Source organism: Neobacillus sp. FW104-15D2, assembly GCF_058790155.1.
Window position 1 is genome coordinate 40,602 of sequence record NZ_JBYTCJ010000016.1, and the last position, 15,061, is coordinate 55,662.

The following is a 15,061-nucleotide window of genomic DNA, read 5'->3' on the forward strand; positions in this document are numbered from 1 at the left end:
CTATAAAACAGCATAAAGGGGCTATCATTAATGAAAAACTTCATGGTATTTGATGTAGGTGGAACAAGCGTTAAATACGCTGTCATAAATGAAGATGGGGAGTTTTTAACCAAAGGAGACTTCTCCTCCTCCCAATATGACTTCGAAAAATTCAAGCAGGATATTCTTTCAATTACATTCGAAAATAAAGAAAAATACAATGTAGCGGGTATCGCGTTCAGCTGTCCTGGTGGCGTAGACAGTGAGACAGGATTCATAGGAGGCGCCAGTGCCCTTCCTTGTATACATGGTCCAAATTTCAAAGAAATTTTTGGAGAAGCTACAGGCCTCCAAGTCGAAGTTGAAAATGATGCTAACTGTGCAGCTTTAGGCGAAGTATGGAAAGGTGCCGCGAAAAATAATCAAAATGTTCTCTTTACTATCATCGGAACAGGTATTGGCGGTGCCATAATAAAAGATCGTAAAATTCATAAAGGTGCTAATCTGCATGGCGGCGAAATTGGTTATATGATTTTAAACGTGAGGAACGTAAACGGAGAACATGAATTTCGTACATGGAGTCACTTGGCCGCAACAGGTGCATTAGTGAAAAGTGTAGCAGAAGCGAAAGGTGTAAACCAATCTGAATTAAACGGCCGTAAAATTTTCGAGGCTGCCGAGGCCGGGGATGAAGTTTGCAGCGAGGCTATTGATAACTTCTACCTCTATCTGGCCCAAGGAATCTTTAATATTCAGTATGTTTTTGATCCTGAAAAAATCATTATTGGTGGCGGAATAAGCAGCCGTGATGATCTTATCGATCAAATAAATAAAAAATTAGACCTTATCATAGGTTCCCTTAAAATCGCGAAGGTCCGTCCGGTTATTGAATCCTGCCAGTTTAAAAATGATGCTAATTTACTAGGTGCCTTATTCCACTACTTCCAGCGCCAGGAAGCAATGATTGTAATATAACCCAATAAATTAAACAAAAATAAAACAAGGCTTCCGGCCTTGTTTTATTTTTGTTCTATATTTTTGACAGTGCCTCTAGAAATCATCTTGCCTTTTATAAAGGTTCTTCCATATTTCTTACTCGGATTCCTTAACTTTTCCATAATGAACTTAACAGACACCTTTGACATTTCCTCCATATCAACCTCCACAGTTGTGAGTGGCGGTTCGGTTAAGGAAGCAAAAATAGAATTATCAAAGCCAACCACCGAACAATCGTCAGGTACATTAATACCATTTTTATGGAGTGCATTAATTAAATTATATGCTACCTCATCATTATTACATACGAACGCGGTTGGCATATCCTCAGGTACATTAATATCAATATATCTTCCTAGCTCGTCCCTGTCTTTAATTACATATTCAGCCTTTAGATCTATTCGATGCTCCAGCAGGGATTTATAGTATCCTAGAAACCTGTCCTGAATACTGCTCGTTGCATGTACATTACCTACAAAGGCAATTTTTCTGTGTCCATTCCTTATTAAATAATTCGTCACTTCGTAAACACCATAAAAATTATCAGACAGGACAGAATCAATTTCATTTTGATCGGTATAAAAGTCTAAAAAGATTATTGGACTATCTATTTTTTGTATCTCAGACACATACATCTTATCAATCTGACCAAGGAAGATAAAGCCATCTACTTTTTTTTCATTATATAGTCTTGGTAAAATGAGCCTCTCTTCATCCTCCTTACTTAGGATGTGCAGAATACCTGAATAATTGTAGTTGTCCAATACCTTAGATAGCAGCTGATAAAACTGTAAATAAAAGGCATGGGTCGTTCCAGTAAACCGCTCAGGAATTACTATTCCAAGATTATACGAAAGTCCTTCCTTCATAGATTTTGCATGGGTATTAAAACGATACCCCATTTCTTCAGCAACCACTTTGATTTTCTCTTTTAACTCTTCACTTACTCCCTCTTTGTCATTCAGTGCCTTTGATATCGTTACGCTGCTGACTCCTAGTCTATCTGCGATGTCACGCATCGTAACATTGCTTTTCACAGTCATATGTATTCCTCCAATTCTCTGTCATTACTAGCCGACATTAATTAAAACATCTTTTTTAAATACTTGCTCTAACCTGAAATAACTTTTATAACCGTTATTCATTCATTTATGTGCCAATTTTTTGCAGCTGTCCCTTTTCTTTCTGATTCTTTGGCCTTACCAGCTGACAATGGATTTTTGCGTCACCAATGCCAGTAAAATAAAGGTCGGAGCATTCTGCTACTCTACTAGAAAAGTTCGCTGGGATTAATTCATAATCCATTGATTGCTTGCTTAAGTCTCTTAGCCCCTTTCCCAAAATTCATTAAAATCATCTGGTTTAGGATTTGTCCCCCTGTACTCCTTGAGCTCATTCACTGGCATATCGAACTTCATTTAAAGCATCCCCCCCGCCTTAATTTGTAACTTTATTTAACTTATTTTATTTACCTTACCGATAACCTTATTATATACATGATAAAAGAAGCAGGTCAAACCTTTGTTTTATATAAGTTGCTTTCTATTAATTCAAATTTTTAGTTCTGGTTTGATCTACGTATATAACATATAGGTGCACTAGATTTAAAAGGGTACAGCATTTTATTTTTCCTTACAAAATGGACGAAGAAAACAATAGGAATGATGCCTTTTTTCCCTTTCATAATTTTTTTCCCTAGGCTCGTTTCCAAAGAAACGTTCAAATTGAAGAAACTGTGATCAAAATAGCCGAGACCTCTCAACCACATTTGCCTCGAGCAGTGACGATTCACCGATGTATGCTTAACATCCTATTGGAAAAAGCAAGCATGATCGGGGCATCCAATTAGGACTCGGCGCGCTCCGAGATTAGCCGCCGAAATCGAGTATATTCTTGCAATAAATTTTGCGAAAAGAGCTTTCCCTAAAAGTTGACGAAAAAAGAGGATTTTAATTAATTGGGTTTTCATTTAAAGTAGTAGATAGGATTATATAAAGAGGAAAAGAAAGCAGTGATCTTACGATGGAAGAAATTATTGTTAATGGATTAAAACTTGAAAATATTAATATTAGTGAAGTTGGCGGATATAACGGAGTGGATATTCAATTTACTTACAAGGAAAAGCTATTTAACTTTATGATTGCGAAATCAAATCCACCCATGCCACTAAGTATCCTTCATCAATTTAAGGAGCTTGGAACTTGTCCATTATGTAAAAGAACGATTTACCCTTATCCAATAGGCAATCAGCCTTGTTTAGAGTTCAAAAAAATGGATAATTTACTTTTAGAAAAGTTTATAGGGTATTTTTAATGGTCCTAGATAGGTTTCTGATTATCTTTTGAGGATTTTTTGATATGTTCAAACAAGTAAGCTTGAAAGCAATTACAAAAAGCTGTTTTAAAAGGAGCTCGATAATTCAGAGCTCCTTTTATTTATTTTTTTATTTAATCCACAAAATAAAGAGGTGTTTTATTATTTAGTGCTAATAAAAGGTTGTCTGCGGCTAGTTCAGCCATTTTCATTCTTGTATTTATACTAGCACTTCCAATATGAGGAAGGGTTACTACATTTGGAAGTGTGAGTAAGGGATTTGCAGGAGAAATAGGTTCCAACTCAAACACATCCAATCCAGCAGCCCAAATCTCTCCTTCTTTCAATGCGCGGCATAAATCTTCTTCGTTTACGATTCCCCCGCGTGCCGTATTAATAAGGATAGATGTTTTTTTCATTAATAATAACTCTTTATAGCCTATAAGGTTTTTTGTCTCACGAGTATAAGGCGTGAGTATACAAACAAAATCAGATTCCTTTAATAGAGTATCTAAGCCCACAAACTTCATATTCATCTTTTTTTCTAAATATGGCTTTTGGCTGCGGTTATAATAAAGAAGGTTCATATCAAAACCACTGGCTCTTTTAGCTACCGCCTCTCCTATTCTCCCCATTCCAATAATCCCTAATGTTGCTCCGAATATATCCTGACCAGTTAACTGCATAGGTGACCATGTTTTCCAATTACCCTTCCGGAGATAATCAGAAGATTCTACAATTCTTCGCGCCGCTGCCATCATTAAAGCAAAAGTTAAATCTGCTGTCGTTTCTGTTAAAACTCCAGGTGTGTTTGTTACTATAATACCTTTTTCCTTTGCTGCTCCAATATCAATATTGTTGTATCCAACAGCCATATTACTGATTACTTTAAGCTGCTGAGCTTTTGCTATTAATTCTTTATCAACTGATTCTGTTAATAAGCAAAAAATTCCGTCAGCATCAATAATCTCTCTTTCTAATACTTCCCGAGGGACAGGAATATCAGTTTCTGGCCACATACTAACCTCACATTCTTTTTCTATTCTCGCGATAATTCCATCAGGTATTCTTCTCGTAATATATACTTTTGGCCGCACTTCAACTTCACTCTCCTTTTTAGTGTTGGGCTCTCCCCTGAATTTAATTAGATCAATGAAAATGGACCTATCTTTCAGATTCTTAATAAATCTTAATTATTGATTATGTAACTCATAATAAAATGCAAAGAAAAATGGAGCTAGTCATTAAAACTATACTCCATGCCAAAATATAAATTACACAGCTTTTTCTTCCAGCAAACCTACTAGCTCCAGTCCACGAAGGATCCCATCCTCATCAACCGGTTTTGTAACATATTTTGCAGCTTTTTTTACCTGGTCAACCGCATCGCCCATTGCTACGCTGTTTTTTACAAATGTAAGCATTTCAATATCGTTCAGGCCATCACCAAAGGCATATACATAATCCATTGGTATGCCTAAAGTTTGAATCAACGCTTTAATCCCGATTGCTTTGGAACCGCCTGTAGGCAAGACATCCATCGAAAATTCATGCCATCTTACAAATTCGAATTTTGAAAATTTTTCTCTGTATGCTTCCTCTTCTTCAGCTGTACAAAACAATAGGGACTGATAAATCTCATTCTCGCGGTAAAACTTAGGATCAAAAATAGGCTGGTGGGTAATTTTTAAAGAACCAATTCCCTCTTTGATATAGGGATGATTCTCAATGTTGGAATACATATTGTCATGGTACTCATATATTAAAGGGTTATTCCTTTCCAATGCAAAATCAGTTAAGCTGAGAAGCTCCTTTTTATCCAAAGGATTGGTGTAAACAGGTTTTCCATTGTATACAACATACTGCCCGTTAAAGCTTACATAGGTATGAATTCCCAATTCATTTCTTAAATCTTCAAACATAAAAGGTGCTCTGCCAGTAGCAATAGCCAGCTCGTGACCCAATTCTTTTAATCTACTAATCGCCTTTTTTGTTGATGCTGGCAAGGATTTATTATGATTTAACAAGGTTCCGTCTATATCGAAAAAAATCATTCGTTTTTTCATCTGTGTCCACCCTTTCAAGTCTAGTAATAAAAATCCCCTCACACAATTAAATGTGAGGGTGATAATATAGTCAAGTATTTTTATAATTTTTCTCCGTTAGACTCGATGACCTCTTTGTACCAATAAAAGCTTTTTTTCTTTATTCTGCGAAGGTCATGTTCGCCTTCCTCGTGCTGATTAATATAAACGAAGCCATAACGCTTTTGGAACCCGTTAAGCCAGCTTAACAAATCAGTAAAGGACCAAACACAATATCCCATTAAATCTACACCATCCGAAATTGCTTCTTGCATCGCCTGCACATGGGCACGGATAAAGTCGATACGATAATCATCATTTATCACATCTCCCTCATCGACCTTATCAAAAGCACCCAGGCCATTTTCACTAATTAAGATTGGCAGGTTGTACCGATCAGTAATTCTGCGGAGAGCAACTCTTAACCCCTGTGGATCAATATTCCAGTCCCAATCTGTTCTTTCAAGATTTGGATTTGCCGCTGTTTTGAATACTCCTGGAATACCGCTGTCTTTAGAGGTTCCTTTTTTACCAGAAGTGTTCATTTCACTGCCGCCAACTCCACCCTCTAATGGGTTTTGTTCAAAGGTTGTTGTTTGGTAATAATTCAGCCCCATAAAGTCAGGTTTACCTTCAAGCAACAATTCAAAGTCCCCTTCTTCAATCTTCGGAGCGACACCTTTCTTTTCAAGATAGTTCCACGCTGCTTTTGGATAACGTCCCCATGCATAAATATCCATCCACCAATGGCTGTTAAGCTCCTCTGCATTTTCAGCAGCGATAACATCCATTGGATTAGCGGTTAAAGCGTATGCAGGAGAATAAGCAAAGCTTGGCCCAATTTTGCCATTTGGGACATATTTACGGAACTCTTTAATAACACTCGCGTTTGCAAGATTAGCATGGTGATTTACTTGATAAAACAACTTTTCATCAACCACACCTGGCGGATGTGCAGCCACTTTATAACCTAAAGCAGTAAAGATATTCTGTTCGTTTAAGCTTACCCAGTTTTTTACCCTGTCTCCAAAGCGTTTAAATAATTCCACACTATAGTTAGTGAAGTCTTCAACAATTTGTCTTGATTCCCAGCCACCATATTCATCCTGAAGAAACTGTGGTAAATCCCAGTGATACAGGGTAAGAACTGGCTCCACATTGTGCTTTATTAACTCATTTATTAGGTTGTCATAAAATTCTAAACCTTTTTCGTTTAATTCGCCTTTTCCATTTGGGAAAATCCTTGTCCATGCTACTGAGAAACGGTATGCCTTCATTCCCATATCAGCCATCAACTGAACATCTTCTTTATAACGGTGGTAATGGTCTACAGCAACATCCCCTGTTGTTCCCTTGAATGTCTTACCAGGGATTCGAACAAATTTATCCCAGTTAGATACACCTTTTCCATCCTCGTTCCAGGCACCTTCTACCTGGTAGGCAGCAGATGCTGCTCCCCATAAAAAGTTCTTTGGAAATGGAGCTAGTTGTTTATGTAGCATATCGTTTCCTCCCGAAATGTAATTTTGTATTTATAGGCATGAATGCTTATTACTAGATACCGGAACAGAACCATTTATATTTACTATTAAACTACTAATTTTTTTTAAAAAATAGATAAATATTCGCTTTAACTTTTTGGCGGACAATTTTGCTTATCCTCCTATTACTTTGAAGCTTCTGTTTTAAAAGTTTCGTACATATCTACAAATTCTGATGCAAGATCCTTTAATGTAATTGCATTCATTAAGTGATCCTGAGCATGAACCATTAATAAGGAAACCTCTGTTTTTTCTCCTCTTACTTCTCCTTGGATTAAAGAGGTTTGAATTTTATGTGCTTCATTAAGAGCGCTGTTTGCTTCAGCCAATTTTTCTCTTGCTTCTTCAAAGCTGCCAATCTTAGCAGCAGCAATCGCTTCCATTGCCGAGCTTTTACCATTTCCTCCATGAAGTATGATTTGAAAAATTATTGTTTCTAAGTTTTCCATTATATTTTCCTCCATTATTAGTAATGGTTTTATTAACCCACATAGAAATCTAAAGTGGGAATTACTCAGTATAATTTCATTGCTTTTCAAAAGAAGTTAATTCTTTTTCTTCAATAACTTTATCCTTATTTCAAAGTTAAAAGAAAGATATATCGCAAATGCTATTGGCCAGGTTATTTGAAGGAAGTAACCAGAGGATTTTTTCCTCCTTATACCCAGAATTCAGAAAGTAACTGGAACAACATCTTTTAAAATAACCTTCGCATAAAAGAATACTTAAATTGCGTGGTTCTTTAGAAGTCATTATATATAATTATATACATTCATTTTTATATGTATAGACTTTTGGTATCGATAACAGCTATTTAATTTACAACCTGAAAACCAATTTATTATTCCTATTAAAAAGGATAAGCGCCCGCCTATCCCCTTTTCTATTTAATATAAATTTAAACTTCTTAATTATTTCCTTGGATTAACAGTAGTGACTTCAAACTTATCATATCTATGGCGTGAGAAGGAATATTCAAAAGGTACACCATTATTTAAAAACCCAACATGTTCAATCTCAAGAATGGGGTCGTCTTCTTTACATTCAAGGTATTCTTGGTCCAAAGCCTCCGGTTTTGCGGCCCGGATTTTACGATGAGAACCCGCAATGGTTAAGCCTAGGTTTTCAGTTATATGTTCATAAATAGAACCATTTAATATTTCATCATTTATTCCCGGTATAAGCTTTGTAGGCATATAGGTTTTTTCCATAACATAAGGTTCCCCATCAACAAGTCTTACCCGGATTAGATAATAGACGGGAGATTTTGTATCAATAGCCAGGTGAGCGGCAACTTCTTCCGTTGGAAACTGAACCTCGAAATTAATGACTTTGCTTGTAATGTTTTTATTTTTTAACAAATTGGTTAAACCCATTGCCTCATTGCTAGCAACGTTAACTCTGCTATTTTGTATGGCAGACCGAACAATAAAGGTGCCGTGGCCTCTCTTTCTATATAAAAGCCCCTCCATTACCAGTATATCGAGCGCTCTTTTCATTGTCATTCTGCTGCATCCAAATTCCTTAGCAAGAGAGATTTCATCTGGAATCGGCTGATCGATAGAGTATTTTTTTTCTTTAATTCTGTTTCTCATTTCAGCCGAAATGGCTTCGTATTTGTTCATGAAAGGACCACCCTAAGCAAAAATATTGATCGTATTTATATTAATAATAGCTTATTTTATCGAAAAATAGTGAAATTTTCCCTATCATAGTGCGATAACATTTTAAAAGAGAATCAGCAAAATTAATAATCTTACTGCAATATGATAAAATAAAACGAACAAAAAACTTATCCATAGGAGGAAAGGTTAATGACTTCAGAGTCAAAATTCATTGGATATATTGGTACCTACACGAAGGGTGAAAGTAAAGGAGTTTATTCTTTTACACTGGATACTGATACAAAAAAAATAATAGACGTAAATGTAGCTGCGGAATTAGAAAATCCTACATATGTTAATATCAGCAGTGATAATCGCTTTCTTTATGCGGTAGAGAAAGAAGGAGACCAGGGAGGAGTGGCTTCTTACGGTATTAATAAAGCTGGAGACTTAGCAAGAATCAATTCCCAGCTTTTAGAAGGAGCATCACCTTGTCATGTCAGCCTTGATAGTAAATCAAAATATCTTTTCAGTGCAAATTATCATAAAGGTGAAGTAGTTTCTTATTTATTAGATTCTGAAAGCGGTTCAATTTCTTCCGCTGTATCAATTAACAAGCATGAGGGCTCAGGACCCGATCCACGTCAGGAAAAACCTCATACTCACTTTGCAGGCGTCACTCCTGACGAGAAATATGTTGCAGTAGTAGAGTTAGGAACTGATTTCATCATAACCTATGATCTTAATCAGGATGGAAAATTAACTGAAGTGAGCAGGCTTCAGGTCAAGGGCGGCAGTGGTCCACGCCATATAACTTTCCACCCAAATGGTAAAATTGCATACGTTATGACTGAGTTTAGTTCCGAAGTAATTGTATTAGACTATGACTCAGAGAACGGTCAATTCCAAGTAAAACAATATATTTCTACACTGCCAGCTGATTTTACTGAAAACAATCAGGGTAGTGCTATCCATATCTCATCTGATGGCCGCTTTGTTTATGCTGGAAACAGGGGCCATAACAGTATTGCCGTTTTCCAGGTGTCCGGAGAATCCGGAGAACTTGAATTTGTAGAACTTGTTTCAACCCAAGGAGACTGGCCAAGAGATTTCACCTTAGATCCTTCAGAAAGATTTATTGTTGCTTCCAATCAGGAATCACATAATCTTGTTCTTTATGTCCGTGATCCGGAAACTGGCAAACTTACATTGCTGCAATCGGATGTAACTGTTCCATATCCTGTTTGCGTAAAGTTTTTAAATTACTAATAAGTATATAAACATTAAAAAAGACAGGATGGGAACATTGCCACTCCTGTCTTTTCTAATTTTATGGATGAGATACAATCAGCTGACACTCGCCCTTGAGCTCAAATTCACCAAATCCAACTGGAATGATAAAATGTGTTCCTTTAGTTATTGAATATATTTCTCCCTGATGAATTAGTACCCCTTTACCTTTAATTACACTTAAAAGCAAGTACTTATCATTAAAATCAAAAGAAGCCTTCCCATCTATATCCCATTTATATACTGAAAAAAAATCAGACTTTACATAAGTAGTGATAGTGGCATTGTCCTTTTTTTCCACTTTAGATGAACTTACATTTCCCTCGTGTGGAACTGTTGTCACTTCAATGGCTTGTTCAATATGAAGATCTCGAAGGTTCCCTTCTGAATCTCTGCGATTATAATCATATACTCTATACGTTGTATCGGAACTTTGCTGTGTTTCTAACACCAGAGTTCCTTCACATAGCGCATGGATCGTACCGCTCGGAACAAAGAAAAAATCACCCGGCTTTATTTTGACCCTTTGAAGAAGGTCTTCCCATTTTCCTTCACTCGTCAGCGCGATTAACTCTTCCCTTGTTTTAGCGGTATGGCCAAAAATCATATCCGCATCTTCTTTACAGTCAATGATATACCAGCATTCTGTTTTTCCAAGTTCACCATTTTCATGTTCTTTTGCGTAAAGATCGTCAGGATGAACTTGAACAGATAAATCCATGTTGGCATCAAGAATTTTTGTCAGCAGAGGAAAAACATCTTCCTTTGGATGTCCAAAAAGATCAGGATTCGTGTTCCAAAGCTTATCCAGTGTGAGCCCGGCATATGGTCCGTTTTCAATAACGGAAGGGCCATTGGGATGAGCAGATATTGCCCAGCATTCACCTGTGTGGTCATTTGGTATATCATAATTGAATTCCTGTTTTAGAGCAGTTCCGCCCCAAATTCGTTCTTTAAAAACAGGTTTTAAAAATAAAGGCTGCAAAATGAATCCCCCTAATAATTATTTATGTATCTCAAGAAGTTTCTCTTGGGCTAAAAGCAAGGAACCAACGATTCCAGCCTGGTCTCCTAATCCTGGGCTTACAATATATTCAGAAAGCTTCGGCAAATTAACATAGCCATTTACCAGCTGCTCCAAAAATTTATAAATTGGATAAAAAACCTGCTTTTGGTTCATTACTCCGCCACCAAGAATAATTTTTTTGGGAGAAACGATAAGGATGTACTGCATAAGAGCCTGAGCAATATAATATCCTTCCATTTCCCAAACGTCCTGTCGTTCTACCAGATCTATCCCTTTATCTCCCCAGCGTTCTTCAATCGCAGGGCCAGCTGCCAGACCTTCCAAACAGTCGTTATGATATGGGCATTTTCCTTTATATAGATCCTCAGGATGCCGCCTCACCAAAATATGTCCCATTTCTGGGTGCGAAAGCCCTTGAAGCAGCTTCCCCTGAACAACAGCTCCTGCACCTATTCCTGTTCCAACTGTTATGTAAAGACAACTATCCAGACCCTTAGCAGCTCCAAAGGTTGCTTCCCCTAACGCAGCTGCATTTACATCTGTATTAAACCCTACAGGCACGCGAAAAGCTTCTTCTATAGCTTGCACAAAGGGATAATTCTTCCAGGCTGTTTTAGGTGTAGAAGTAATGTACCCATAGGTTTGACTATCCTGATTTATGTCAATAGGGCCAAATGATCCAATTCCAATTCCCTCAATCTCAAATCTTTTAAAGAATTCAATTACCTGAGGGATGGTTTCCCCAGGAACTGTGGTCGGAATTTGGATTCGCTCATGTATTTTTCCGGATTTATCACCAACAGCACAAACAAACTTAGTTCCTCCGGCTTCAATTGCACCTAACATTTGCCTTCCTCCCATTTACTTAATCGTTTACCTTACTATTAAAATTCTAACTTAAATCAGGTAATTTTGTCTAACAGAATTAGTATAATTTCTTAGAACGACTGTTTTTAAATAGTATTTACCTTTTACAAAAAAGTGAGGGAAATCTGCACCCTTTCTTGATGGGAAAAAGGTTCTTAATGTTTCTTAACAATAAAAAAAGAGAGAGTAATTAAACTCTCTCTTAGATGAGATTACTCTTCATCAAATACTCTTACTTCTTTCATCTTGTCGCCGTTTCTCATGTTCTTAGCAGTCTCAAGGCCTGATGTTACTTGTCCAAAAACTGTATGAACTCCATTTAAATGTGGCTGTGGCGCATGGACAATAAAAAATTGGGAAGAACCAGTATCTCTTCCTGCGTGAGCCATTGATAAAGATCCTGCAAGGTGTTTATGCGGATTACCTTCTGTTTCACATTTGATTGTTTTGCCGCTTCCACCCATTCCTGTGCCAGTTGGATCGCCGCCCTGTGATACGAAGCCTGGGATTACCCGGTGAAAGACAACACCATCATAAAAACCTGAGTTAGCCAGATTTTCAAAATTAGCTACTGTATTTGGAGCTTCATTTGGAAAAAATTCAACCTCAATCTTTTCGCCGTTTTCCATCAATATGTATCCTTTTTTAGCCATAAGTTTTCATCTCCTTAGAATAACAAATTCAACTAATCATACCACTTTTTTCTGACAGAAGAAAGCAGCGTGCATTTGAACTGCTTTTCGTGTTATAATAAGAAAGCCTCTTCCGAACATTCGCTTGTTGCGGGACACTTAACCAGTTCGGACGGAAGAGGCTGGTGCCGGCTTAGCTGGCATCATACATACCGAACGGCCGGGCGCAACATTCCGGCCGTTTTTTTCATTTTCCTCTAATTATTACGCAACTCTTTTTCAACTTGTTATAATGGTAAACAAATCTTTGTAACCTATATCTGGAGGATAATTATGAAAAAATGGGCATTTGTATCTGACTTTGATGGAACTATTTCAAATAAGGATTTTTACTGGATGGTAATTGAAAAGTATTTTCCAGAGGGACAAAACTTATATAAGCAGTGGAAATTAGGAGAAATCCTTGATATTGACTTTCTGCAGACTGTCTTTAAGTCTATTAATCAAAAGGAAGAACAAATCATCAATGATATTCATACCATTCCAATTGATGAATACGTTCCATACCTTATTAAAAAGGTTCAGGAAAATGGCGGGGATTTTTATATCCTAAGTGCCGGTACTGATTACTATATATATCAAACCTTAAAAAAGTATGGTATTGAGAATGTAAAAGTTTTTTCTAATAATGGGTCTTTTCATGAAAACAATGTCCACTTGACACTGGATTTAAACAGCCCCTATTATTCTAAGCGTTACGGCATTGATAAATCCAAAGTAATCCAGATGTTAAAAGAAAAGTACGAGCAAGTATTTTTTATTGGGGACAGCGAGCCGGATTCCCACCCGGCAGAATTTGCAGATGTGACCTTTGCTAAAAGCGATCTGAAGGATTTGCTGGCTGAAAAAGACATACCTTTCATTGCTGTTAATTCCTTTAAGGAAGTTGAAACCTATCTTGTCGACAAAGGGCTAATATCCTAATGTCAAACTCAATGATCAATATTCCTATACCAGCTATCCTTATGATTCACAATGATGCAATATCCGAAATGGAGGAAGCCTTAAGAAAATATGGCTTCAAAAAAGCTCTTTTTATTTTTGATGATTTTACCTTTGATTCATTTAAAAACAGAGTCGCTCTATCACTAAAGGCTATTAAAGCCGACTTCTTTACACTTCCTTCTGATTTGGATGTTCAAAATTTAATCAAACTTGCTTTCTCTTTAGATCATTATGATGTCGTTCTGGCTGTAGGTGGCGGCTTAACCATTGACTGCGGAAAATATATTGCTCATACAAGGGATTGGCCTTTTATTAGCATTCCGACTTCATCATCCAATGACGGTTTTGCCAGCCGAAATTGTTCTCTCATGGTCGAAGGTAAAAAAAAAACAATACCCGCAAGTGTCCCTTTTAGGATTATTGCCGATATAGACATATTATTGAGTGCACCAGAAAGATTCATTTTGGCAGGTATTGGTGATCTAGTCTCAAATATTACCGCTTTATATGATTGGGAATTTGAAGAACAAATGGGCAAAGGTACAAAATCACCGTGTAGAAAGAATTTTTAAAATTTTCACCAGAACCGGTTTCTTTGATTATGTTAAAACTCTTCCGATCAAAAGAGAAGAATTAACAGAAGCAATCAATCTGTCTCCCCGCATTAAACCAGCAAGACATACTTATTTACACGAAAAAGCTAATAGAGATAAGGCTATGGAAATTCTTTTAGAAGATATTTTTCTTCAAAATTTATTATGTTAATACCGTAAGCAGCTGTTTATAAATATCCACTACCTCTTCAACTTTCATTCGTACCAGGCCGCTTGATGACGGTGCTACAAAATCAAATGTCCCAGAAACTGCTGGATTTTTCTGCGGCCCCCAAGGTACATTTTTATTTCCGGTAAACTCCTGATACACACCCTTCCCCACATAACAAACGACTATCGGCTTATATCTCTCAATTTTTGCCTGAAGTTCTTTTGCTCCCTCTTTATATTCCTCTTTCGTAATTTCATCTGCAGCCTTTGTGGGACGAGATACTATATTGGTTAATCCGTATCCTAAATCCAGCAGTTTATAATCTTCTTCATTCTTAAACTTTCTTGGTGTTAAACCGGATAAATGAAGGATTTTCCAAAATCGATTATTAGGGTTGGCATAATGGTGTCCCGATTCCCCGGACCGTAAGCTGGGATTAAAACCTACAAAGAGAATTTTTAAATTATCTTTTAAGTGATCCTGTATAAAATCCATCTTCCTCACCTCTTATCTATACTTATTTCTTCCGCTGAATCGGCGCCTGTAAACATACCTGCGAATATCACTTTCTTTTATATTCCCATCAAATGAAGCAAATAACAGGCTTTGCAACTCCCGATAATTTGACATTACAAATAAAGCAAACTCTTTTCTTGTTTTCTTTTCGGCATCCTTATAATCTTCTGTTTCCGTTATTTCCCTAACTTGTTCCTTTATATATTCCTTTGTATCTTCCCATTTTTCCTTTCTCGAAGTGAGAATGTCTTTTGCATAATCCGGAAGTTTTTCAATAACTAAATCAATATATCCCTCCACCCACATCAGCATTCTGTCTTTCTCAGGCAGCTCGTAAATAATATGAAGAAGCTCAATCGGATCTGAATGGTCAGAAGCTGCATATCGGCCGGCACGGTTCATACTATCACCCTTTTTTGAGTAGTTTACCTCCAATTATAAA

The 15,061-nt window shown here is 36.9% G+C and carries 16 protein-coding genes and 1 pseudogene; 5 read left to right on the plus strand and 12 right to left on the minus strand.

The genetic code is table 11. The annotated features are described in order from the left end of the window. The first annotated feature begins 30 nt into the window (after positions 1-30). Positions 31-954, plus strand: coding sequence for an ROK family protein (locus AC3WR0_RS13815; protein ID WP_492552860.1), 924 nt, complete (start codon positions 31-33; stop codon positions 952-954). A 44-nt stretch (positions 955-998) separates the two neighbouring features. Here AC3WR0_RS13815 and AC3WR0_RS13820 read toward each other — a convergent pair whose 3' ends face one another. Further along, a complete protein-coding gene (locus tag AC3WR0_RS13820) occupies positions 999-2,012 on the minus strand; it encodes a LacI family DNA-binding transcriptional regulator (protein WP_492552920.1) in 1,014 nt (337 codons plus the stop codon). 112 nt (positions 2,013-2,124) lie between these two features. After that, positions 2,125-2,393 (minus strand): annotated as a pseudogene (locus AC3WR0_RS13825) (acetylxylan esterase). A gap of 604 nt (positions 2,394-2,997) precedes the next feature. Here AC3WR0_RS13825 and AC3WR0_RS13830 point away from each other — a divergent pair. Then, the gene (locus tag AC3WR0_RS13830) at positions 2,998-3,288 is read left to right on the plus strand and encodes a hypothetical protein (RefSeq protein ID WP_492552861.1); all 291 of its coding nucleotides are present in this window, start codon (positions 2,998-3,000) and stop codon (positions 3,286-3,288) included. 134 nt (positions 3,289-3,422) lie between these two features. Here the strand turns inward: AC3WR0_RS13830 and AC3WR0_RS13835 are convergent, their stop codons facing one another. The 5 genes from AC3WR0_RS13835 to AC3WR0_RS13855 all read right to left on the minus strand — a co-directional run bounded on the left by AC3WR0_RS13835 (position 3,423) and on the right by AC3WR0_RS13855 (position 8,538). Further along, on the minus strand, positions 3,423-4,385 hold the full coding sequence (locus tag AC3WR0_RS13835; protein ID WP_492552862.1) for a 2-hydroxyacid dehydrogenase: 963 nt from the start codon (positions 4,383-4,385) through the stop codon (positions 3,423-3,425). A gap of 177 nt (positions 4,386-4,562) precedes the next feature. After that, the gene (locus tag AC3WR0_RS13840) at positions 4,563-5,354 is read right to left on the minus strand and encodes a Cof-type HAD-IIB family hydrolase (RefSeq protein ID WP_492552863.1); all 792 of its coding nucleotides are present in this window, start codon (positions 5,352-5,354) and stop codon (positions 4,563-4,565) included. An 80-nt stretch (positions 5,355-5,434) separates the two neighbouring features. Beyond that, positions 5,435-6,874: a glycoside hydrolase family 1 protein gene (locus AC3WR0_RS13845; protein WP_492552864.1), complete on the minus strand. Its 1,440-nt coding sequence runs from the start codon at positions 6,872-6,874 to the stop codon at positions 5,435-5,437. A 164-nt stretch (positions 6,875-7,038) separates the two neighbouring features. Next, the gene (locus AC3WR0_RS13850) at positions 7,039-7,362 is read right to left on the minus strand and encodes a PTS lactose/cellobiose transporter subunit IIA (protein WP_492552865.1); all 324 of its coding nucleotides are present in this window, start codon (positions 7,360-7,362) and stop codon (positions 7,039-7,041) included. A gap of 462 nt (positions 7,363-7,824) precedes the next feature. Then, positions 7,825-8,538, minus strand: coding sequence for a GntR family transcriptional regulator (locus AC3WR0_RS13855; protein WP_492552866.1), 714 nt, complete (start codon positions 8,536-8,538; stop codon positions 7,825-7,827). Between the two features lie 189 nt (positions 8,539-8,727). Here AC3WR0_RS13855 and AC3WR0_RS13860 point away from each other — a divergent pair, with 189 nt between their 5' ends. After that, positions 8,728-9,786: a lactonase family protein gene (locus AC3WR0_RS13860; RefSeq protein WP_492552867.1), complete on the plus strand. Its 1,059-nt coding sequence runs from the start codon at positions 8,728-8,730 to the stop codon at positions 9,784-9,786. 61 nt (positions 9,787-9,847) lie between these two features. Here the strand turns inward: AC3WR0_RS13860 and manA are convergent, their stop codons facing one another. The 3 genes from manA to AC3WR0_RS13875 form a co-directional block, all read right to left on the minus strand. After that, entirely contained in the window at positions 9,848-10,795 is a 948-nt protein-coding gene (gene manA, locus AC3WR0_RS13865) for a mannose-6-phosphate isomerase, class I (protein ID WP_492552921.1), read from the minus strand. A 15-nt stretch (positions 10,796-10,810) separates the two neighbouring features. Further along, entirely contained in the window at positions 10,811-11,680 is an 870-nt protein-coding gene (locus tag AC3WR0_RS13870; protein WP_492552868.1) for an ROK family protein, read from the minus strand. Between the two features lie 233 nt (positions 11,681-11,913). Beyond that, positions 11,914-12,354 carry a peptidylprolyl isomerase gene (locus tag AC3WR0_RS13875; RefSeq protein ID WP_492552869.1) on the minus strand — a complete coding sequence of 147 codons (441 nt, stop codon included), beginning with the start codon at positions 12,352-12,354 and terminating at the stop codon, positions 11,914-11,916. A 312-nt stretch (positions 12,355-12,666) separates the two neighbouring features. Between AC3WR0_RS13875 and AC3WR0_RS13880 the strand changes: the two genes are divergently transcribed. Beyond that, positions 12,667-13,317 carry an MtnX-like HAD-IB family phosphatase gene (locus tag AC3WR0_RS13880; protein WP_492552870.1) on the plus strand — a complete coding sequence of 217 codons (651 nt, stop codon included), beginning with the start codon at positions 12,667-12,669 and terminating at the stop codon, positions 13,315-13,317. Further along, positions 13,317-13,910: an iron-containing alcohol dehydrogenase gene (locus AC3WR0_RS13885; RefSeq protein ID WP_492552871.1), complete on the plus strand. Its 594-nt coding sequence runs from the start codon at positions 13,317-13,319 to the stop codon at positions 13,908-13,910. Before AC3WR0_RS13880 ends, AC3WR0_RS13885 begins: the two co-directional genes overlap by 1 nt. Before the next feature lie 184 nt (positions 13,911-14,094). Here AC3WR0_RS13885 and mug read toward each other — a convergent pair whose 3' ends face one another. Further along, positions 14,095-14,598 (minus strand): G/U mismatch-specific DNA glycosylase, encoded by a 504-nt coding sequence (gene mug, locus AC3WR0_RS13890; protein ID WP_492552872.1) that lies wholly within the window; start codon positions 14,596-14,598, stop codon positions 14,095-14,097. A 12-nt stretch (positions 14,599-14,610) separates the two neighbouring features. Continuing rightward, a complete protein-coding gene (locus AC3WR0_RS13895) occupies positions 14,611-15,021 on the minus strand; it encodes a hypothetical protein (protein ID WP_492552873.1) in 411 nt (136 codons plus the stop codon). Positions 15,022-15,061 lie beyond the last annotated feature (40 nt).